This window comes from Vreelandella neptunia (assembly GCF_022489065.1).
GTDB classification, from domain to species: Bacteria; Pseudomonadota; Gammaproteobacteria; order Pseudomonadales; family Halomonadaceae; genus Vreelandella; species Vreelandella neptunia_A.
Window position 1 is genome coordinate 50,020 of the sequence record NZ_JAKVTW010000021.1, and the last position, 21,439, is coordinate 71,458.

Sequence of the window (21,439 nt, forward strand, 5' to 3'; positions counted from 1 at the left end):
CCATGCATATTGTACAAGTGGAAAATAATGGTAATGAGGTCGTGGCTGCTGTCGTCAACGGCGATGAACTCGAACTGCTATCGCAGCCTCTCTACACCATTGCACTTCAGGCCGCGAACAGCGGCAACAAGCTCGTCGAGTCGTTGGCGGATTTTCGCACGAGTGACATCATGTCCTACGACACTGCCATCCGCGATGGACGCCTTCGCGCGCCGATCACCCACCCCGAGCCTGCCAATTTGCTGCTGACCGGTACCGGCCTGACCCACCTTGGCAGCGCAGCGCCCCGTAGCCAGATGCACGCAGCAGAGAAAGCCGAGCCCAAGACGGCTCAGCCGACCGATACACAGCGCATGTTCGACCTTGGCGTTGCTGGCGGAAAGCCCACATCCGATGAGGTGGGTGCACAACCAGAATGGTTCTACAAAGGCACTGGGCATACCCTGCGTGCTCCCTTCGCCGAGATCACCATGCCGGACTTTGCCCTGGATGGTGGCGAAGAGGCCGAGCTTGCAGGCATCTATATTGTCAATGACGAGGGACGCATCTACAGAGTTGGCTTCTCCCTGGCCAACGAATTTTCCGATCATGTGACAGAAAAGCAGAACTATCTGTACTTGGCTCATTCCAAGTTGCGTGACTGCAGCATCGGTCCTGAAATCTTCGTTGGTGATCTACCGGAAGAGGTCGAGGGAAGTGTCTCCTTGCATCGCAATGGCGATCAGCTGTGGCAGCGCGCTTTCATGAGCGGTGAAAAGCACATGTGCCACTCGGTGAGCAACCTTGAATATCACCATTTCAAATACGCAACGTTCTGTCAGCCCAATCAGCTACATATCCACTTCTTTGGTGCTGCGGTATTGAGCTTTGGTGACGGAATCGCACTCGAAGATGGTGATGAGATGCGCATCGAATGCGACATCATGACTCGCCCACTGAGCAACGTGCTGAAGCGTACCCCCGCGGCGAAGCCGACCATCGAGACGCTGTAAAACGAGAATTGAAGGAGATTGTTGATGTACGCATTGGAAGGCAAGCAACTGATCGGCAGCCAGGCCATCGCGGCCAAGGGAGAGCCCATCCACGCTATCAACCCGGCCACCGGCGAAACCCTGGTGCCCGGCTACCCGGCGGGCTCTAGGGCTGAGGTCGAGCGCGCCTGTGAACTGGCCTGGGCCGCCTTCGACCGTTACCGCGAGACCGGTCTCGAGGCGCGGGCGACGTTCCTCGAGACCATCGCCGACGAGATTGAGGCCCTGGGCGACGCCCTGATTGAGCGCGCCATGGCAGAATCCGGGCTGCCCCAGGCACGGATCGCCGGCGAGCGCAGCCGCACCTGCGGTCAGCTCAGACTGTTCGCCACGGTGGTTCGTGCCGGTGAATGGCTCGACGTGCGCCACGACCCGGCCTTGACGGAACGCGAGCCGATGCCTCGCGTCGATCTGCGCCAGCGCCACATCGCCCTGGGACCGGTGGCGGTGTTCGGTGCTTCCAACTTCCCGCTGGCGTTCTCGGTGGCCGGTGGCGACACCGCCTCGGCGCTGGCCGCCGGCTGCCCGGTGGTGGTCAAGGCCCACTCCGCCCACCCCGGCACCTCCGAGCTGGTCGGTCGCGCGGTGCAGAAAGCGGTGGCGCGCTGCGAGCTGCCTGAAGGCGTGTTCTCGCTGCTCTTCGGCTCCGGCCGCGAGATCGGTCAGGGCCTGGTCAGCGATCCACGGATCAAGGCGGTGGGCTTCACCGGCTCTCGCAGTGGAGGCACCGCGCTTATACAGACCGCCCAGGCGCGTCCCGAGCCAATCCCGGTGTACGCCGAGATGAGCTCGATCAACCCGGTGTTCCTGATGCCCGAGGCGCTCAAGGCCCGCGGCAAGGCACTAGGCGAGGCCTTCGTCGGCTCCCTGACCATGGGCGCAGGCCAGTTTTGCACCAACCCGGGGCTGGTGATCGCCATCGAGGGCGAGGAGCTGGACGGATTCATCGCTGCCGCCGCCGAGGCGGTCAAGGGCGCGGGCGCCCAGACAATGCTGACGCCGGGAATCTTTGATGCCTACTGCAAGGGCGTGGCCACCCTCGCCGACAGCGACAAGGCCCGTGAAGTGGCCCGCGGCCTCGCTGGCGACGGCCCGAACCAGTGTCAGGCTGGACTGTTCGTGGCCAAAGCGAGCGACTTCCTCAATGACGAGGCGCTCCAGGCCGAGGTATTCGGCTCTACCTCCCTGGTGGTCAAGTGCGCCGATCTCGACGAGGTCAAGGCGCTGGCCGAAGGACTGGAAGGTCAGCTGACCGCCACCCTTCAGATGGACGATGGCGACATCGACACTGCCCGCATCCTGCTGCCGGTGCTCGAACGTCGCGCTGGCCGGGTGATGGCCAACGGTTGGCCCACCGGGGTCGAGGTCTGCCACGCCATGGTTCACGGTGGCCCTTACCCTGCCACCTCGGACTCGCGTACCACCTCGGTGGGCAGCGCCGCGATGCATCGCTTTCTGCGTCCGGTGTGCTACCAGAACCTGCCCCAAGGTCTGCTGCCCGAGGCCATCAGGGACGGCAACCCGGCTGGCGTCAGCCGCTTGGTCGACGGTCAGCGCGAAGCCTAAAGCGAGATGCAGCGTTAGAGTAGAGGCTTGATCAAAGCACTTTGTTTGCCAGCGTTCAACGCAGGAAAATGGAGTAGTGTAAGTCAGTTAAGCCTATTCTCAATAAGCTGACCATTAGACCTTCCCGTGGCAGTCTGCCTGACGCGGGAAGGTCTAGTCATTTCAGCGATGCCGTTAATGGCATTTCCAAGCTTGAATCGCACCGGATATTCTAGACACCCGTTAGGCTAGAAGTGTCCGGAGAACACAGGGCAGTCTAAAAGAGCCTAACAAGTGCCTAGAATACTCGGGGCGATTTAGTGAGATATACTCAATCCAATCGCTTCTAGAAACAATGAGAGAAGTCTAATGACGCTACCTTATGAACGGACACGTGCAATTATCCAGACTGAAGCCTTTCTGATTGAACTGAGCAAGGATAAATACCTTCCTGATGAGAAGCGACAAGAGGCCCGACGCTTGCTGCGCCATTACCCAAGCCGTAGAGAAGTGCTTATGGCTGGCGAGTTAGAAGAAAAACTTACGTCAGGGACTATTTTTCATCCTATGCTGTCTAGCAAAGAAGAATAAGTGAATACAAAACCTATACTGCCGTGACTCATCTAAAATTTGATTCCTCAAGAATTTACTAGAGGTGAAGAGATATGCTTAGTACTGATGACTCAAAACAGGAAAGTACAATCGTCATCTGGAGGGCGGCTATAGCGCTGTTTGGTGGGGATCGAACAGCAGCGGACAAGTGGTTACACAGTGAAGCTATAGGGCTTAGTTGGCAGCGTCCCATTGATGTCATGCAGGTAGACGGTCAGCAGGTGCTGGATCTGATTAAGAGGATAGACAGAGGCGTTTACACATAACCTCGCCATTCTGCGGTGACTTGATCGTGGTTTTTAGCCCCTTCTATTAATTCTGCTCAAGAAGTTGAATAATTGTTCAGGCTCGCTATTGATGTCTGTACGCCATTACTCGAAAGATGCCTATTCGATTTTCAGAGTGTTACCACCCAATGTTGCACCACCTTTTCTAATTCTGGCCAACCGACCAATTACTAAATCATTAAATACCTTAATATCATAAGCTTATTGAATTACCTTCAATTATCTTTGAAAGGATAATTGCGTACGAGGTCTGAGCAATCTGATTCGTTTTCCAGTACCGATAATCGATCTTTCAACATTTCACGAATTACCTTCCCTATTGCAAACCGCTCTTCCTGCGTCAGGCATATGTTGACGTTAGCAGTGGCCACACTCAACTGTGAGGGTTGCCATTGCTGGTCAAGTGCGTCGCGGGTGTCCTTTATAGCCTCATCTAATCCCATGCCGCCCAAGCCTGCGAGGATGTTCTCGTGTCGCATCATGGCTACTCTCCATACGTAGGCTCGGGCTCTAAAGTGTAGCGCTATTCAATCAAGGGGTGACGTCGAAAGTACACGTTTTTTTGATGCAGGCAAAGAAAAGCCCGCCCCCTAAGGGGCGGGCAATTTCAATCATCGCTATCCTAGCAAGCTCTCATAAGCATCCTGCTTATGCATCCATGGCGTCATAGAGCGTTCCGTGCCTAGTTTCCTTTTTGGTGAGCATCCATTGCCCAGCTATTTTCACCGAGTCACGTTTCAAATAAATTGCAAATATCATAGGTTATGACATTTATTCTCCATAAAAACGTGAAATAGTCCCGCTTACAACCCTGAATTCAAGATTAGTCGCTTTACTGAAGGCAGAACAATATCGAAAGCGGTAGCATCTCCTGCTTTTCTTTTCCCACCTGGTTGCCGTCATGCCCTCTCGCTCTACCATCGTGCCGTTATCTAGCTTACTACTTGCCGTTGCCGCCGCCGTGGGCATGGCGACCATCGGGGTGATTTCGCGCATTACCCAGCTCGGCGCGGAAAGCATCACGTTCTACCGACTAGGTCTGGGCGCGGGCTTTTTGCTGCTTTACCTGATCATTACCCGCCGCGGCCAACATCTACGCCACGCTCCTGGCTGGGGAGTAGTAATCACCGGCGGTTTGCTAGCGTCATTTATCCTGTTTTACGTGCAGGCGATGAACTACACACAGATGGCCAACGCCATTATGGTGGTGTATTTAGCGCCGGTGTTTTCCGCGGTAATAGCGCATTTTGTCTTTCATGAGCGCCTGAGGCGCGCGCAACTCGGCTGCATAGCCACAGCACTATTTGGCTTTGCAATGATGCAGGAGTTTCAGCTAAAGCTAGACAACGGCAGTGACGCCACAGGACTAGGATTTGCACTGCTGGCGATGCTTGCCTACAGCGGCTTTATTTTGACCAATCGCGGCTTGCCGCCGCGTCATAACGGCCATACCGGTGCCTTCTGGCAGCTACTGTTCGGCGCGCTGGCAATTTTACCCTTCGCCCTGATTAAACCCGAGGGGTTAAGCGCCGCGCCTTGGCAGTGGCCGTGGCTGCTGGGGGCGGGCCTGGTGCCGGGCTTTGTCGCGCTGCTGTTTGCCGTGTTGGCGATACACCGTCTTCCCACCGCACTTTACGGCACCCTGGCCTACTGCGAGCCGCTGGCAGTGGTACTTTTCGGCTGGAGCCTATTCGGCGAAGCCTTGTCGCCGTTGCAGCTGAGCGGCGGCGCTTTGATACTGGCTAGCGGTATCATCCAAGCACGCCTAAGCCAGCGGAACGAGTAACGGCTATTTTTGGGCCTGTGGTTCACTGGCATGAGCGGCTGGCATCACCTGTTGACAAGGGAGATCTAGCGCTCAACTGGCCTACTCGGTAACAACGTGGGCCATCGCGCACACCTCCCATACTCAGAAGGCGCTCTGCTGACAGCGACAGAGGGCCGTAGACATATGAGATACACGAAAAGTATTTTTCAGGCGAAAATAACGTCATTTATTCACGCCTATTGACCAAGACTCAAGATTATTTCCCCATTATCTTGAATTTTTAACCAGCGTCCTGAGGCAGAGTGCTTAGCCAAGCAGCCTTGAGGGTAATCGGACTAACTGTCATACCAAACCAATCCCTAACCGATAAAACAGATGAATTTTCATGTGACTAGGGCGTTTGCTTTCCGGGCTGAGCCCATACACGTATGACTACTTTGCCAGTGAGCTTTGACACGGTGATGATGCGCTATTTGTTGAGGTACGCGCTCAGCGAAAATTAGCGTCGCCGCTTTGTGGCAATTTAGAAGATCTTCGCTAGTGTAATGAAAATTATGGATATAACCGTTGGCAGGTCTGTTCAAAAACAGCAACTTTAAATAATTCGATAAAAACGAATATAAACAGTACTTTTAATCAATTTTTTTATTTATTTTGCGCAGTTAATATTAGCGCACTTACTGATGCAGCACGCCATAACGATCTGATCATTGGATCCGTAAATTAAAGAGAGTATCAACCATGAAAAAAGTTACGCTTATTTCTGCAATTGCCATCACATTAACGTCTACTGCTGCTCTAGCGGAAAAGGGTGCGGGTGAGCTTAATGAAATCGTTCATGCAAGCACTTCTGCAAACTACAGTACCGAAAATTTGCGCATTGCCCCAGCTGATTTGACGCTTGTGAACGGCGACGCTGCCAAAAACGCTGTTATCGAGCCTAGCTCTGAATTGCATTACTCAACTAGCAACGATGACCAGTTTGCAGCATCTGAACTGCCGGATCGTAATGCCTCTTGAAAGCAGATGAGCGCTGCTGTTTGAAACACAGCGGAGCTCAGCTTCATACGTGCCATTAATCCCACCGCGAGGTGGGTTTTTTTGGCACGTATGAAGCTGATATAAAAATATTTCAAAATCAAATGATTATAAGTAAAACCCTATTTTATAGACCCCGTTTCGCAAGGGGCCTATTCGCATTTAGCATCCCCTCATAACCCATATTATTTTAAATAATTCGTACGCACTAATTTGCTACCTAAATATTCAAAGAGAATTCGCTTTTTTCCAGAACAGCTGCTGGGCTCGTTCCAGAGAGTCTTGCCGATTTTTAATTGTCGCGTGGGCCATGGTCAGTTCCAGTTTGTTCGGTACCACGGTACAACACCGCGGCGCACTTAAATAAACATTTAATTTTTTCTTGAGCGGTCACTCGCTTACAGGCTTAGCCTAGCGCCACGGGAAATGCAAAGCGATGCTCAACAGTATCCGCTTGCCACGTTCTATGCGGCTGACGCTATGATCGTAGAGGTCGGGCCGGAAAAGTACCATACGGTTGAAGAGAGAAAAGATGACACGATCGGTTTCGAAAACGCCACCTTGCTGTGGCTCCTTCAGGACAAGATTTAGTTTGTAGTAGCTGCCGCTGCTCACCGGGTCGTTATGACGCATAACACTGTGGCCTTAGGGGTAGGTCACGAGATTGATTGTCAGGCGGTTTAAATCGAGCAAAGTGCGGTTAATAATACGGGCCATGGGCGTTTTCCTGCAATTGATTGGCACTATTAGAGCGCATTTTTAGTGATCACTCATTAATGCGTAAAGTGCCCTCACTTTCACAGCGCTAGTGTTATGTCAGGAAAGATGACCTTGCAGTGACTCACTGCTATTTTTGATAGAAGAGGTCAATATGAGCAACGACATCAATACAATGGAAGCTCTACAAACACGCTATGCGATGATCGAAGGACATCGCATAGCTTACAAGGAAATGGGTGAAGGCCAGCCGCTATAGTTGATTCATGGTATCCCGACTAACAAGCTGATGTGGCGCAATGTCATGCCGGAACTGGCCAAGCACTACCGTGTCATTGCTCCTGACATGTTGAACTATGGTGAGTCGGATATGCCGGTGGATGCTGATGTCTCTATCAATGCCCAAACCGGTATTTTCATCAAGTTGATGGAGGCGCTCGGTGTCGCACGAGCAGACATTGTGTCGCATGATATCGGTGGTGGCATCGGTCAGCTGATGGCCGTTAAACACCCTGAGCGTGTGCGTCGTCAGGTACTGATCGATAGCGTATGCTTCGATTCCTGGTCAATCCCAGAGTTTAAGCAGTTGCTGGAACCGGGTGTCGAGGAAACTACCAGTGTCGAGGAATTTATCACCACCATGCGCGGCTTCATGCCAAGTGGTGTGCATGACCCGGCAGTAGCGACCGAAGAGATGATAGAGCGCTATGTGGCGCCGTGGAATAGCGTTGAAGGGCAGGCGGCATTCTTTCGCAACATGCGTCGCCTCAACAAAGAATACACTGAGGCCATCGCCGGTGATCTCAGGAATATCGAAATCGATACGCTGGTACTGTGGGGTGACAAAGACAGCTTCCAGAAACCGGATTATGGCCCCATGCTGGCAGATGCCATTCCGGGCGCCGAGCTGATCTGGGTGAGAGATGCCGGTCACTGGGTGACTGACGAAACACCAGAAGAGACAGCGCGTTATATCCTCGAGTTCTTCGCACGCTGAGATATAGTCAAGAGCGGTGTATGCGGATTTGATCCAGCGACGCTTCGATGGTCGTTGGTCTGAGGGGTTTGCTCGATGCCGTCGATAAATGTACCGGTTGGTTGATGCTGGAGATAGCGATGAAAATTAAAGAAAAAGTTGAAATTGAAACCGTCACCGACGTGCAGTGTGATCTATGTCTCTGCTCTACTCGAGTCACTTCTGGTGGGCTTGAATTCGCTACACTCCAAGCACAGTGGGGCTACGGCACCAAGCATGATGGCGAGCAATACAAACTGCACCTCTGTGAGGATTGTTTTTTCCTCACACTAGCGAACCTAAAACAGGAGCGTCGCATACAAAATTTATTCAGCGAAGATGACGATGTAGTTTCAACCAAGGCGAGAGACGAATTAGGGCTAGTGGCGAGGGATGATTACTTTCGCGACTAAGAAGGAAATAAACCTCCCTACATATTACCCCATTCAGCTAGTATCAAGCGTCCGCTCCTGCCCCAGGCTTTGTAAAACGTAGCTATCCTCTTTACTTTCACCCCGGTCAGATCGGGGAGGTATCGATGAAACGTTTCGTCGCAGATCAATCCCGATCCCAAGCTACGTTGTTTTCTGGGCTTCCGGATGGCTTCGTCTATGAAGTTCGTGCCTTTGATGATTGCCTTGGCGCGTGCGGCCTCAAATAGCTAGGCTTCAAAGGGGTTGATCAAAAGACACAGACGATATTCGAACCGGGGCAGTAAGTGCTTTTCCACGTTTTAACAAAAATTGATTACTATAAAATATAGTCTGCGCACCCTACAGGCCGGAGGATGAACGCTGAGCATGCTAAACGTTTATCGGCCTGTAACATCTATCATCGCCGAAAGCATGAAATTGCCTTCATTAGCGGTGTTTTTCTGCAAAGCCCAGCTCAGCATACCGAGTATCATAAGCGAGCGATCCAAAAGATTTTTTTAGTGCTCTGTGACGTGCTGCTTGGCACGCAATAAGTGAGTTAAAAATCAAACTCTTTAAGCAGCTTGAACTCTTACATTACCTTAGAAAATACAGCTTAGATTTATTTAAAATAATTGCATACTATAATAATAAAGAAACCAGAATAATTGAATACTATTATTTTTTAAATAAAAAAAATAATAACTTAAAAACCTACCCACCACTATAATCTATCTCTAAAATTATATTAATTTTTTTCAACCAGGGGTTGCGCTAATCAAAAAATGTGGTAAAAATAAAGAGAACATATCCTAAAAACTGAATCGCCTAGTTACCCTAGAGTACTTTTAAAATTATTAATACAGGTATTTTAATGCTCCAAGACTGTGGTTCAAGAAGGGTTCCATTATCTCATATTGAAGTAAGTCGCCATTTAACGGCCTCTGCTCTACGAATATTTTTAGCTCGCTCGCCGCTCTTACGAGACGTGCATTGCATGTCTGAAGAGGCAATAAACACCTATATACTTCAGCATCCTCCGATAGTTTATGAGAATAAAATGGGTAATAATAGAACTCAACTCTTATGTATTGCTAACCTGTTTCCTTTCTATATCGCCAAACGCTGTCTTTCCGAGAGCGAAAAAATTCGAGTCACTTTCGTTGATGCACCACTCAGTAAAAACACAGATTCCCTAGCACTTTTGTTAGCGCTATCAGCAGAAACGTGCCATGCGATTTCTCCAAAAGAGTTATCTCACTACATCATGTCGTTATGGGAAAACTTAGCCTCTTCTGATCCCATAGCATTAATGACCTTGTCTGAAAAATTCAACAGTAAATCTTCTTTTTGTGAGGCCGTTGGCATCAACAGACGAGATTTTTAAAGGGGACGTTAAACCATGATAAACAATGAGGAGCTTAATGCGCTTTTAGAGCAACTGATTCAACCCCGTAAAGACTATTTTGCTTTTGAAAAAATTCAGGCTTTACTGCCGTTGGTCTGCACACACGTTGCTAACATAGGTAAGGATTGCTGGGATTCATTGGGGCTTTTAGCGCTAGCAGAGGGACTCAACAGTAGTCAATTATCGCTGATATCACAGCCAGGCCATGGCGAGAAAGGGATTCATGGTTCAAACCCTATTCATGGTGTTTTATATCAGTTCATTAAAAAACGCGACGATATAGCACAGCTTAATGAACGCCTGCTCCTGCTCGCCCACATCATTAATGCTGCGCGTCAGTGGCGTAAAGATATGCAAACTGCTGAATCCAGCGATAATTTCTTTGAACAACGCAATAAACGCCTCAAACAAACGACTTACCTTAAAAATCTTGAATCTGCATGCAAAGTGGTCCGCCGCATTGATGACGATTGGCTGTTCTTGTTATCACCGCCAAATCAATCAACGGAAATTTTGTACAAGCGCTGCGATGCTTTTATCGGGGATAATGATAAGAGCCAACAAGAAGGCTATATCAAAGAATTAGCCCGTTTTTTTGCCTATGCCCTCAATCGTCGGCAACCACGACGCGGCTATCAAGAAACTGGCTCTGATGAACTCCAAAAAGCGCCAATAGCACATCGCAAGCGCCACTTCGATGATGACCCTGATGAAAGCTGGCGCGAAACAGCCAACTCAGCTATCACACTTCCACCCGATATAGACGAAAAAACAAAAGATACGCTGCGTACCTCCGGTTTATCTACCGTGGAGGAGCGTCCGGCCACTGAGCTGACCCAAAATGACGCCCCGATTAAAGCAGCGGAGGGTGACAGCTCGTTACAGGCCGTATTTCGCGCACGCAGCCAACAAATATTTCAGGATAAAGCTGCCCAACTACTACCAGGGCGCTGGGAGCAGTTGAGTGCTTTTGACCTGCACCAGTTAATGCTGCAATTGGAGCAAAAGAAACCCTCTCTGCGTCAATGGCTTAAGTGTGTGGTCGGGCTGTTATTAATGACAGGGCGTAGTCTCGACAGTGTGCTGAACACACAGGTAATCAAACACTTTGAGTGGATCCCACAGGTCATTACCGACCAAACAATTTACGTTTTACCCAGTGAGTTAGCGTATTGGGTATCAGGGGTTTACCGACCAGAAAATAGTCGCCAGTTGACAGGAGATTGGCCGGTTCATATGCGCATTACACAAGATCGTCTAGCGCTGCCCGTTCCGCCAATGTTTTGGCGGCTCATAAAGCTAAAAGTACTCCACCTCGCGGTAAGAGTTAATAAACGCTCTATGCCACTGTTTCCAAAAGATTATCGGGAAGAGCTGAAGAATGAGACGAAAGCACTGCTCTCTGACACTAACCGACAAACTGGGTCGCGGTTAACCGCCCATCGCTTGGGTGTCCACCTTTTTAATACGCTCAACCACGGTGATGCTGATTTAACAGCGGCTTGCTTGCTAACGGCACGAGTTCCCTCATTCGGTCAGCAAGCGTCTCTTTATTATTATGCGCCGCACGTGAAACGACTTGAACAGCTCTATATCCGAGCTATGGAGGCCATCGCATGGCAATGTTCTACTGATCCGTCATCAGAAGCTGAGCCCTCCCAAGCTATCGCATACGCTACCCCCCGCTATGATACAGCCAACTATGTGGGCTCTAATCTAGTACCCAGAGCAGCATACGTAAGCGATCTTGTTACTAATATGCAACAGCAGATTAAGGTAGCTAAAAAGGGGGCAAGGCCGGCCACATTGTTCAACATGCACAATGCCTACGTGGCATATACCGTGGCCATGCTGATGTTCTCGACAGGGTATCGAAGCGTTCGTGACCCACTGCCAAACTGGGAGAACATTTCGCTATCGCGGCGCATGATCATCATTGCCGACAAAACCGACGATCAACAAAGCCATGCGCGGTTTTTACCACTGACTAGCCTTATAGTCGAGCAGCTCCAGCACTATCAACGCCACCGCCAGGGTCTTCTTGGCCTGGCCGCTTAACGTTCTTTCTCCAACACCAGTGGAATACGCCGTTCATGTTCCTGGATCAATACGGTAATCCAAAAGAAGTCACTCCAACCCGGCTACATGACCATTTGCAGTGGATCGACTCCCCGCCTTTAAATATCAATCGGCATTATTTGCATACGCGATTAAAAGAGAGTGACTTATCGTCGGAGGTTGTCGATGCCTTTATGGGTCATTGGGACTCAGGCCAAGAGCCATGGGCTAGCTACTCGACGTTTTGCCCACGAGAATATCAGCACCTTATCGCTTCAGTTATACAGCCCTTGATGGTGCAACAAGGCTGGAAGGCATTAAAAGGAGCGGCGCTGTGAGTGAAAAAACTCTCTGGTCAGGATGGCGACTGCTTCGACCCCAAAAAAAGGCAAACGACGGCCAAGAAGAACGTCGCTATCAGCGCGATCGTGACCGGTATCAATTTCTGATGGGCATTCTCGAAACATTGGAACAAAAGGTGCCGGGTGTAATTAAAGGCAAACCGAACCTCTCTTTTTCAGACGCAGATACCTCTGCCGTGTTTGAGGCACTGCACCAAAACACGCCGCCCAAGGCACTGCGCAAAACGCACAATTTTTTAGTGAGAGGCTTGGAAAATGGCCATGAAAAGCTGAAATGGCGTGTGACGATTCCGAGTCCATTGGTCACTGTCGCCCGTAAGCCTCCAACGGTTACCACCTCTTCGTTCTCAGACCTACATCGTTGGGATGCCCTCGTCGAAGCACATGACGCAATGTCTAGTGTGGAAAATCTTAGCAGCAATGCGCTGCATAAATGGTTGGTGGGACGATGGCTATTTCAGTTGATTCGTGAAGGTGCTCTGCTAAATAAGCGTTACCTTGAGCAGATGCCTCAGGCGTTTGAACAAGGCATCTTTTTTGCTCCAGGCACAGGGTTTCTCACGTTAGCGGACTGCATTCAGTCGACTAATGCAGGCGAAGAAGAAAGGGAACAAGACGAAGCATCTGTTAATAACCTGTCTTCGAAATCACCCTCTGAGACACCGATCGAAAAAGAGCTGCGATTTCACTACCGGCGACTATGTTTGAGTCCGATGAGCCAATTGTTACTCCTAAACACCTACCAGAATATAGGCAACGCATGGCCAAGAACCGCTTCTAAAAGCTTGGTGCCTGTCGAGCAGTGCCTGATGTTTTATATCAAACACATTGCTGTCGATACACTGCCAGCAAGTATCTCAGCTCTGCTGACGATGGCAAAAACAGCGTCGGCTCTTGATATGCCACCGTTACTGACACACTACGCGAGCAAAGCCGACGCTTCGCTCTCGTTACGTCCGTCCTCATGGCAGCGCCTGCTTAACCGCAATGTGTTAATAGCCCCTTCAATCGACACCAACGACGAAGACGTCTACCTCGACTTCCAAACCACTCACCAGGCCAGCACTACCCCTTCCGACCAGCTAGAGCAGCTTCGTCAGTTGCAGAAATGCTTTTCAGCTTCGCTGGTAGGACAAACGGGCAGGCGTGAAGCAATCGACAATATCAACGCCTTCCTTGCTGTTTCAAACAGTAACGGTGTCATGGTGACGATGCTCGCCAACTGGTGTAAAAAGCTGATGCTAAAAGGTGGCCGAGTTAAGTCCATACTTGTCGCAAGCACAGCCGAAACATATTTATCGACCATTGCACGCCCGCTGGTAGTGCACAGTCAAACCTTTGGTGATGTTCAAGCTGCCAGTGCCGATCAGTGGGAAGCGCTGTATGAAAACGTATTAAACAGTGCTAAAAATCCCACTTCCAGAGCGAAAATGCAAAATCGTCTTAATGATTTTCATCATTTCCTCGTTGATTCCTTCGCACTCCCCCACATCGACTTCGACGGTGCCAATGCAGAAAAACAGCGCGTCGATGTGAATATCATAACTCCCGCCGAATTTCGCCGCTCCTTGGCGTTGATTGAGACCTCACGGCAGCCCGAACGCTTTCGCACGATGCAAAAACTTGCTTTGATACTAGGTTACCGTCTCGGGATCCGCCGCAGCGAGTGCGCGGGGCTGCAGATAAAAGATGTCGCTTACCTGTTTGAGAACGATCCTTTCGATGGCGAGATCATCATTCGTTCCAATGACTACCGAAAAGGCAAAAGCTATTCAGCAACACGACGGTTGCCGCTGTGGCTACTGATGCCAGATGAGCGACAAGATCTCATCAATTGGCAAAAGCGTCGCCAGGGGGAAATCACTACCCAACAGGTAACTAAACAACTGCTTTTCTGTCGCAGCGGCAATGGCCGACTGCTTCTGGAAGATAAAGCACTTTTTAAACCGATACAAACTGCCTTAAAAACGGTCAGTGGCGACAATACGCTTCGCTACCATCACTTGCGGCATAGTTTCGTGACGTTCACTTTATTGCGTCTATTGGAGCAAGTTAATGGAGAACTCCTACCACGCGCATGGGTATTGGATGATCATCGCAATATAGCGATGCCGAACACCGATGCCGATATTTCGGCCTTAGCCGGTCTTGCGCCTCAAGACAGGCCTTCGCGTAAACGGCTTTGGCAACTCGCACTTTGGGCGGGTCATGCAAGCCCCGATGAGACGCTTAGCTCGTACACCCATTCTCTCGACTGGATACTTGGGCAAGCCTTGCGTGAACGTTTTAACCCCACCCTCAATATCGATCAACAACTCGCACTACTTAATTTTCCGACTAAAACAGCGTTGAGCAGTTGGCGTAACCGTCGCGGGCTCAAAGGACAGACGCAAGCCGGCGTGCTATTGCAATATATGCAGGATGAGTGGCAGCCATATCTGGCAGATGACCCTCTGGAGAAAGAATGGCAACCCTATCAACCGCCCACCGAGAATCCGCTCGATAACCTCTTGGAATCCTCATTCGACTGGCCCGAAGCCACGACGATTTATCAAAGCCTGCGGCTTGTCGAACAACAAGAGATGCACGGGATACCGCTTGGCGACGCTATCCAACGGACAGCCAGCCGATTTGTTCTCGACCCTGAGCAGCTATATCTCTGGTTGGAGCATGGCGAAGCATTGATGCAACGTAAAACACGACGCACCAATCAACAGTTTAGTCGCGAAGATAACCGCAATGACCGTTCTCGGCGTGTGGCATCGCAACGTATCTATATGCCAGAGCTTCAACGCTGCATGGCACCGCCTATCAAGCCAGCGGTACTAAGAGAGGCCGGACAGTTTTTTCACCGCCTGCTCGACTGGCATCAGTCGCAGCCCGATATCGCGGAAGAAAGCCTAATGATGTTACGCAATCATATGCAACGTAGCACCGGGCAGATCGAGCTACCCAATGCTGATGCCATTAACAGTGTCCGCGAACTATTGCGTCCGCTGCGTTGTTTTCAGCATGTTTACCTCGTTGTCGAAACCGAGATGGCGGCCAAAGAAAAGAGCATCAAACGCTACTGGTCCAATGCGACCGACATTCCCCACGAGCGCATTGAGTTGATTCCAACGCCTTCGCCTTCTGGCCGAACACGTTACTGGCATGGGAATGCCAATCTAAAAATCACGCGGGGGCATTACAAAGACCGCCAACAACCTTTATGGGAAGCCGTGCGCTTCGCTGCCTTTATGACGATGCTGGTATTGGGTCTGGGAGACGACGAGCAGCTGTCAGTGACATCATCATTAACCAACGGCGATAAGGAAACCATCGGGAATCAAGGTGCCCTGCCTAGCAATGACGCTTAAAACTTATCCCCACCGCTTAGATTATAAGGGGTGGGGATAAGTAGGATATTAAGCAACGATATTAGCCTAGCTGTTCAGCACCTCGTACGCGTTAATAAAACAAAGCTTCTGGCTAACAAATTGCGCCCACTTGGTCGTCACCTGAACATGTTGGCCCATTTTAGGCACGCCCTGCCCCGTTAAGTGGCGGTCGGTGAGATAGAAGCGATAGTTACCATTGGGGCCAATCAAGTAGAGCAACCATACCCGATGCTGCATTAACCACTCTGGACCCTCAACACCGGCCACATATAGCTCGCCTTCAAACTCACGCCCAGCTTTATTCGATGACACTGGCTGTGTTACTGCCATGCTTGATCCTCCCAAGCCCAAAGCGTGCGCTCTAATTCCGCGAGAAGATGCGGGATCGCTTGGCGATTAGCGTCAAGGCCAAGTTGTTGAAGGGTGCGCCCTACCCAGGTCGTTAGCGCATCAAGGTTGCTGTTCTCTTGCCCATCACCAAGCCACATCACGAGCGCGCAGCCAGAAGCTAAGCTGGTAGCGGCGGCCAAGGACTCTGCCAAGCGGCGTTCAAGGCGGCGCTGTGATTGGTGGGCTGCCGTGACGCGCAGGGTGTGTTCGATATCGTCGCGGTTCAATTTTAGAGTATTGAGCTGTTTCATCATCGTCTCCTAAGCGCGTTTCTGGTTAAGCATGCGCTCAAACGCAGAGCCGTCTTGGCGCGTTAGGTTGGGCACAAAGCGTGAGTAAACACGGAAAAGCATTTCCGTTGTGGTATGGCCCATCTGGCGTGCTATCCACTCGGGGCTCTCGCCTGCCGCCAGCCACAATGTCGCCGCGGTATGGCGTGTCTGATAAGGCCGTCGCTTATTCATCCCCAGTTCTTCTAGCAACGGATACCAGACGCGCTTAGTGACGTTATGATGCGATAGCGCGGTGCCTTTGCGCGTGGTGAAGACCAAACCTGTCTTCCCAGTGACTTCAAACTGAGCCCTCAAGGCATCAAAGACCGGCTGCGACATATCAATCGCACGAAAGGATCCATCGTTCTTAGTGGGCACAACCTTGCCGTTCACCACCGCTTGATGCACTAGAATCTGACGTCGAGAGAAATCCACATGTTCCCAGGTCAAACCGTCAACCTCACCAGTTCGCATGCCGGTGAAGAAGCGCACGGTGTAATACTGACGAAAATCGTTTCGGACGTTACTGATGATCCGCTGCACCTCATCTAGGGAAAACGGTTCCACATCGGTGCGTGGCACATTGAGCGATTTAATCCCGCGGTACGGTGAGCTAAACTCATAGCGGTCGGCGGCTTCATTCAGCATCATGCGCAATGGCGTCATGATGTGGTTAATGCGACTGGCAGAGAGTTTCTTGCCGCTCCGGGTATTTACTTTGGCGAGTGACGCCCGGAACTCAAGAATTTCTGCACGGGTGATGCTGCCGACTTCCTTATGCCCTAACGCTGGCAAGATATGGCGATCCAGACATCCTTGCACGGTGACGATCTGTGATTCGCGCCATTCGATCTCTTTCTCCGCAAACCACGTCTCAGCAAAGCCGCGCAGTAATGGCGTCGCTTGGTAACCTCCAAAGGTGGTCAGCGCCCGTTTGCTTAATGTCTTTGCTCGCGGGCTATCCGGGAAGTAGCGTCCATAATCAAACGAGCCCAGCGTAATCTCCGCTTCAATTTTCTCTAGGATTCGCTCTAACTTCTTACGGTTAGCCGCCGTGTTATCTAGTGACGTTTGTTCGCGGCAGCGTTTGCCCAGATAGTTAAAGTCAAAAAACAGCTTCTTAGTTTCTTTCCTGACCGCAACTCTACCCATGGCACAGTCCTCCTCCAGCCATCGGTACACCGATGCTTTCCTCCTTTGAATGCAATTGCATATCGCGCTCAATGGGCTCCCAAAGGTACAAAATCTTACGGCCGCCAAATGGACGAATGTAGTGAATACCTTCTAACAACACCTCATCTTTTAAACGTTCGCGAATAGTGCGCGCATCGTATTTGATGCGCTTGGCGAGTTCTGCCGTGGTGAGGTAGCAATAAGACATTTTTGGTCTCCTTATGATATGTTCTTAGAAGTTCATTAAGCATCCCAGAGGGTCCTAATGACCTCCTGAAGAACATAATAGACCAAAAGAGACCATCTGCAAGCATTTTTGCTCTACAGAAGATCAAATAATTCTACAGGGAGACATTATGATCAAGTGCCACTTATCTCGGATCATGGGTGAGAGAAAACTGAAAATCGTCGACGTGGCCCGTGAAACCGGCATTAACCGAGGAACGGTTACACGGCTATATCACGAAACAGCAAGTAGAATAGAGCTTGAAGCTGTGGAAGCGTTATGTCGGTATTTTGACTGTCAGGTGGGAGACTTATTTGAGTATCAGGTAGATAACGGCGCTGATTCAAATTGAATGCTAATTGGTTCAACCTACGTAAAAGACGGTGCTTAACTCGGGGATTCGGAATGCAAAACCTTTCAGGCTTGCTAGATCGGGCCTTTTGCTAGATCAAGGTGACCCAAGCACTCCGATTGAGTAAACTTAGCCTAGCCTGCGCTGGAGACATAATAGAGTCAGATAACGACCCTGAGCGGACATTCCGGATAATGCAGCAGGCGCGCGAATTTTGATTATATAGCCTAACGGAAATTAATAGCCCAAAGAATCATAGCCTTGGGAGAGCCTGGCAAGCTGCATTTGCCTGAAAAAAGTGCCAGCACGTTCATTCAATCATAGAACGCGCCGTCTAATACGCTGTTAGTGCAAGGTAAGAGATGAGCGAGAATTCGGCAAAAAGTATTCGGAACGGAGTTATCGCCACGGTGGTTGGTGGCGTTATTCTGATGCTCATTCCGTCGGTGCGAGGCTATGTTAGTAGCTTTTTCTCTTGGTTATGGTCAGGAATTACCAGTCTGTGGAGTGCTCTTTGGGTCGAGCATCTAGTCTTCGGTTGGACAATAGTGCTCATAACAGTAATGGCCCTTATTGGGCTCGTCACAGTATTACTATTTTTGCGTGAAATTTTGGGTAAGAAGGATTTCCACTCTTATACCGAGGATGTGATCCATGGTGCTGTCTGGCGATGGCGCTGGACATATAACAACATCTCCGGCCTTTGGTGTTTTTGTCCGCGTTGTGAGGCAACTCTGGTCTACGACGACAGTACTTGCCGTAACTATTTAGCTAATACGAGTCGTACAGATTTTATTTGTGAGAATTGCAACAACTCCGTTATTGCGTCAATTAACGGAGGAAATAAATCTTATGCTCTTGGTGCGATTGAGCGTGAAATCGATCGAAAAATTCGAACCAAGGAATTTGAAAAGCACTAACAAGGTGGTCAACGGGACTCCGCTGCGCTCCGTTGGCGCCCATTACCACTGGCGTTATATCGATTTTGGCTTTCGAGTAAGCACCTATGATGAATGTGAAGCACCCATTCTGGTTTAATCGTCGTTTTCTGCTCGTGCTAGCGATACTGATATGTGTTGCTTCTTTCTGTGCAACTGTATTTTGGGGTTATAGGGACGACCTATTTGCCAGCGCAGGCGCAGTAGTCACCATTTGCGGTATTTTCTTGAACATAAAACACACGATGGCATTTCATCTCAAAATACCTTTGATCGACAAATATCATATCAAGGCGGGAGCCGGCCCGATGGGTACCAAGACGCTCAGCAGAGAGATGGAAAGCTGGGTCCTGGGAGTCCTCGCTGATGAGAAATACGGCGTTGGCTTCATGGTAGTCGGCACCGTGATTTGGGCTTACGGAACAGCTTTGGTACAGGAAGCCATGGGATGGATATAACCGGTTGTTATAGTTTGTTCCGGCCTGCGGCCTCCACCGGACGCCCCTAGCGGGGCGCCGCTAAACAAAAGCGTTATGCGGTAAGAGGTGAAATTTGAGCTTTCAGAAGCCTCGGAAAGGTAATCCACTTCAGCTCACAGTTGACCAACACTTTCATACCGCGCATGCGATCGATCAATTTTCGGACGATGATGGATACGTTGAGGTCTTCGATCTCAATTCTGGCGCGGTACTGAAAAGAAGGAAAAGGGCAAAGGTTTTCTGTGCAAAAAGAAACTGGGATGAAAGGGCGGAGAGAGGCTATATGGTAAGCATTGAATCCCAGTTTCATGATCAAATCGATAACCATCGCAGTTTCGCTGATCGAGACCACCGCGCCATTTCGAGGTATTTAGCCTTATGGCGTTTGCGGCATAGGTTTCATCTGGAACGTGCATCAGCGGCCCCACTCAATGGCGTAACGGGTGAGTGCTTGTCTCAAGAAGAGCAGGAAATACTTGAGAAAAAGCATGTAGGTTACGTAAATGAGCTTGGTCAAATACCAAGCAGACAGTTGGCCGGAGCTCAAATCCAGATTGGTATTGACCAAATCATGGTCGGTCTTGGAGGAGTGAGGTGGGGACTTCTGTACGCTGGCAATGGCGACTTTTTATCAGCCGACTGCTATCACGAATTTTGCTTCATACCAATATCACCAAAATATGCCTATGCCGGAGGATTTGAGGACCGGTCATTGGCCTACGATCAGGTTGCTGAGATCAATAAGAAAAGCATTGCCTCTGCGCAAGAATTTTACTTCGGGAACACTTTAAGTGCCTGCCCGGTCGCATAACCAGTGCAGGCACAGCGACGCCCACTACATTGCGCCTTCGGCTCCATTCCGTGGGCGCGCATGCTGCAAGCGTTATGCGGAACGTGAAAAATTGAGAGGACAGAGATGAGAACGGCGTTCGTGGCGCTTTCGACGCTTCTAATCGTGACATTTGATTATCTGGGTGAGTACAAGCAATCGAAATTCCGGACAGAATTTATCAAACCCTACTATCAAGGGTTAGAGATTCTCCGTAGTGAACTTTTATATGCAGGGAAAAACTATTCTACGAAAAGGCCCAGAGCAGGTTACGCATAACCAAGGCGTTAAGCGCTATATCAGTGACGCCTAAATGACCGCTCCTGGCCGAAAAGCAATGCTCATGAGTAAGCGCTAACGACCCAAAGCAGAAATTGCAGAAACTGCTGCAAGTGGCCGAATGAGAAATGTAAATCTATGCTGATGGAAATAGTTCAGTAGCTGGAGATCCTAAGCAGCAGACGAACCGGCGGCATTGATAAGGATTTATGGGTGATCTTGTGGGCGTGTTTATTTACTTTAAAAGTAAGGTATTCCATCTGGATATTTGTGCTGGCTGTCTAATAACTGTTGGTCGGCGTAGCTTGAGGCGCGAATGAGAGATTATCCTCTAAAGGTCTATCTCTCAACGTCTTGGCACGAAGCGGACGCGGCGCTGTCTTCTCATGTCGTAAAAGTCCTCGCAAATGCCAATCTAACGGTTGTCGGAGACCACCATGACTACCAGCGCGATGACCCGTTCGACAGACCATGGACGAAAAGGGTTCACAGCCTAGTATCTGACTGCTCGGGAGTTGTTGCCATTCTCCCAAGTAGAGAGTCAGTTCAGACAACCTCGCCCTACATGTTTCCTGAGCTCCTTGCCGCTGCGGATCACGGTCTTCCCTTGTTGCTCTTCACTCATCAAGGGATACAGTTGGAAACGCGCGAGACGATATTGAGATTTGGCGAAAATGATGGTTCGCAACCACTAGGGCCGTCTCAACTCGAGGCCGACCCCGGATTACCATTGGAGCAAGTCCGAGCTCTAGATCTGCATGGCATTCGTCACCTTGCCGGTCCTTACAAGCTACCGGGAACAGAGAACCTTGACTTATTGATTGGTGATTTCTCGAGGAATCACCTCAAGAGGGTTGAGGCTGCCTT

23 protein-coding genes are annotated in these 21,439 nt (G+C 50.2%); 17 read left to right on the top strand and 6 right to left on the bottom strand.

The window, feature by feature from the left end:
* Window positions 1-2: 2 nt before the first annotated feature.
* The 4 genes from araD1 (at window position 3) to MLE19_RS23250 (ending at window position 3,454) form a co-directional block, all read left to right on the top strand.
* Window positions 3-992: an AraD1 family protein gene (araD1, locus tag MLE19_RS20125; protein ID WP_240719963.1), complete on the top strand. Its 990-nt coding sequence runs from the start codon at window positions 3-5 to the stop codon at window positions 990-992.
* A 24-nt stretch (window positions 993-1,016) separates the two neighbouring features.
* On the top strand, window positions 1,017-2,597 hold the full coding sequence (locus MLE19_RS20130) for an aldehyde dehydrogenase (NADP(+)) (RefSeq protein ID WP_240719965.1): 1,581 nt from the start codon (window positions 1,017-1,019) through the stop codon (window positions 2,595-2,597).
* A 348-nt stretch (window positions 2,598-2,945) separates the two neighbouring features.
* Window positions 2,946-3,167, top strand: coding sequence for a BPSL0761 family protein (locus MLE19_RS20135; RefSeq protein ID WP_035581716.1), 222 nt, complete (start codon window positions 2,946-2,948; stop codon window positions 3,165-3,167).
* Between the two features lie 74 nt (window positions 3,168-3,241).
* Window positions 3,242-3,454 carry an antitoxin Xre/MbcA/ParS toxin-binding domain-containing protein gene (locus MLE19_RS23250; protein ID WP_035581718.1) on the top strand — a complete coding sequence of 71 codons (213 nt, stop codon included), beginning with the start codon at window positions 3,242-3,244 and terminating at the stop codon, window positions 3,452-3,454.
* Between the two features lie 236 nt (window positions 3,455-3,690).
* Here the strand turns inward: MLE19_RS23250 and MLE19_RS20140 are convergent, their stop codons facing one another.
* Window positions 3,691-3,957, bottom strand: coding sequence for a hypothetical protein (locus tag MLE19_RS20140; protein WP_240719967.1), 267 nt, complete (start codon window positions 3,955-3,957; stop codon window positions 3,691-3,693).
* Window positions 3,958-4,376: 419 nt separating this feature from the next.
* Here MLE19_RS20140 and MLE19_RS20145 point away from each other — a divergent pair, with 419 nt between their 5' ends.
* Window positions 4,377-5,261, top strand: coding sequence for a DMT family transporter (locus MLE19_RS20145; protein WP_240719969.1), 885 nt, complete (start codon window positions 4,377-4,379; stop codon window positions 5,259-5,261).
* A gap of 723 nt (window positions 5,262-5,984) precedes the next feature.
* A complete protein-coding gene (locus MLE19_RS20150; protein WP_240719971.1) occupies window positions 5,985-6,263 on the top strand; it encodes a hypothetical protein in 279 nt (92 codons plus the stop codon).
* Between the two features lie 429 nt (window positions 6,264-6,692).
* Here MLE19_RS20150 and MLE19_RS20155 read toward each other — a convergent pair whose 3' ends face one another.
* On the bottom strand, window positions 6,693-6,914 hold the full coding sequence (locus tag MLE19_RS20155; RefSeq protein WP_240719973.1) for a hypothetical protein: 222 nt from the start codon (window positions 6,912-6,914) through the stop codon (window positions 6,693-6,695).
* Between the two features lie 343 nt (window positions 6,915-7,257).
* Between MLE19_RS20155 and MLE19_RS20160 the strand changes: the two genes are divergently transcribed.
* The 6 genes from MLE19_RS20160 (at window position 7,258) to MLE19_RS20185 (ending at window position 15,613) form a co-directional block, all read left to right on the top strand.
* Complete coding sequence (locus tag MLE19_RS20160) at window positions 7,258-7,995, top strand: alpha/beta fold hydrolase (protein WP_276322516.1); 738 nt, start codon at window positions 7,258-7,260, stop codon at window positions 7,993-7,995.
* A 119-nt stretch (window positions 7,996-8,114) separates the two neighbouring features.
* Window positions 8,115-8,426, top strand: coding sequence for a hypothetical protein (locus MLE19_RS20165; protein WP_240719976.1), 312 nt, complete (start codon window positions 8,115-8,117; stop codon window positions 8,424-8,426).
* A 997-nt stretch (window positions 8,427-9,423) separates the two neighbouring features.
* On the top strand, window positions 9,424-9,813 hold the full coding sequence (locus MLE19_RS20170; protein WP_240719978.1) for a hypothetical protein: 390 nt from the start codon (window positions 9,424-9,426) through the stop codon (window positions 9,811-9,813).
* 15 nt (window positions 9,814-9,828) lie between these two features.
* Window positions 9,829-11,892 (top strand): hypothetical protein, encoded by a 2,064-nt coding sequence (locus MLE19_RS20175; RefSeq protein WP_240719981.1) that lies wholly within the window; start codon window positions 9,829-9,831, stop codon window positions 11,890-11,892.
* Between the two features lie 35 nt (window positions 11,893-11,927).
* Entirely contained in the window at window positions 11,928-12,230 is a 303-nt protein-coding gene (locus MLE19_RS20180) for a hypothetical protein (RefSeq protein ID WP_240719983.1), read from the top strand.
* Window positions 12,227-15,613, top strand: a complete 3,387-nt coding sequence (locus MLE19_RS20185; protein WP_240719985.1) for a tyrosine-type recombinase/integrase — start codon at window positions 12,227-12,229, stop codon at window positions 15,611-15,613. The genes MLE19_RS20180 and MLE19_RS20185 overlap by 4 nt, the downstream gene beginning before the upstream one ends.
* Before the next feature lie 66 nt (window positions 15,614-15,679).
* On the opposite strand, the gene MLE19_RS20190 is transcribed toward MLE19_RS20185, so the two are convergent.
* The 4 genes from MLE19_RS20190 to MLE19_RS20205 are packed head-to-tail and all read right to left on the bottom strand — an operon-like array spanning window position 15,680 to window position 17,677.
* Window positions 15,680-15,964 carry a hypothetical protein gene (locus tag MLE19_RS20190; protein ID WP_240719987.1) on the bottom strand — a complete coding sequence of 95 codons (285 nt, stop codon included), beginning with the start codon at window positions 15,962-15,964 and terminating at the stop codon, window positions 15,680-15,682.
* On the bottom strand, window positions 15,955-16,275 hold the full coding sequence (locus MLE19_RS20195; RefSeq protein WP_240719989.1) for a hypothetical protein: 321 nt from the start codon (window positions 16,273-16,275) through the stop codon (window positions 15,955-15,957). The genes MLE19_RS20190 and MLE19_RS20195 overlap by 10 nt, the downstream gene beginning before the upstream one ends.
* A 9-nt stretch (window positions 16,276-16,284) precedes the next feature.
* Window positions 16,285-17,448 carry a site-specific integrase gene (locus MLE19_RS20200; RefSeq protein ID WP_240719990.1) on the bottom strand — a complete coding sequence of 388 codons (1,164 nt, stop codon included), beginning with the start codon at window positions 17,446-17,448 and terminating at the stop codon, window positions 16,285-16,287.
* Entirely contained in the window at window positions 17,441-17,677 is a 237-nt protein-coding gene (locus MLE19_RS20205; protein ID WP_113270533.1) for a hypothetical protein, read from the bottom strand. Before MLE19_RS20205 ends, MLE19_RS20200 begins: the two co-directional genes overlap by 8 nt.
* Window positions 17,678-17,825: 148 nt before the next feature.
* Between MLE19_RS20205 and MLE19_RS20210 the strand changes: the two genes are divergently transcribed.
* The 5 genes from MLE19_RS20210 to MLE19_RS20230 form a co-directional block, all read left to right on the top strand.
* Window positions 17,826-18,047: a helix-turn-helix domain-containing protein gene (locus MLE19_RS20210; protein WP_176305033.1), complete on the top strand. Its 222-nt coding sequence runs from the start codon at window positions 17,826-17,828 to the stop codon at window positions 18,045-18,047.
* Between the two features lie 362 nt (window positions 18,048-18,409).
* Window positions 18,410-18,967 carry a hypothetical protein gene (locus MLE19_RS20215; protein ID WP_240719991.1) on the top strand — a complete coding sequence of 186 codons (558 nt, stop codon included), beginning with the start codon at window positions 18,410-18,412 and terminating at the stop codon, window positions 18,965-18,967.
* Between the two features lie 86 nt (window positions 18,968-19,053).
* On the top strand, window positions 19,054-19,443 hold the full coding sequence (locus MLE19_RS20220; protein WP_240719992.1) for a hypothetical protein: 390 nt from the start codon (window positions 19,054-19,056) through the stop codon (window positions 19,441-19,443).
* 94 nt (window positions 19,444-19,537) lie between these two features.
* A complete protein-coding gene (locus MLE19_RS20225; protein WP_240719994.1) occupies window positions 19,538-20,275 on the top strand; it encodes a hypothetical protein in 738 nt (245 codons plus the stop codon).
* A 613-nt stretch (window positions 20,276-20,888) separates the two neighbouring features.
* Window positions 20,889-21,439, top strand: a 551-nt coding sequence (locus tag MLE19_RS20230) for a hypothetical protein (protein ID WP_240719996.1), incomplete at its 3' end; no start/stop codon positions are given.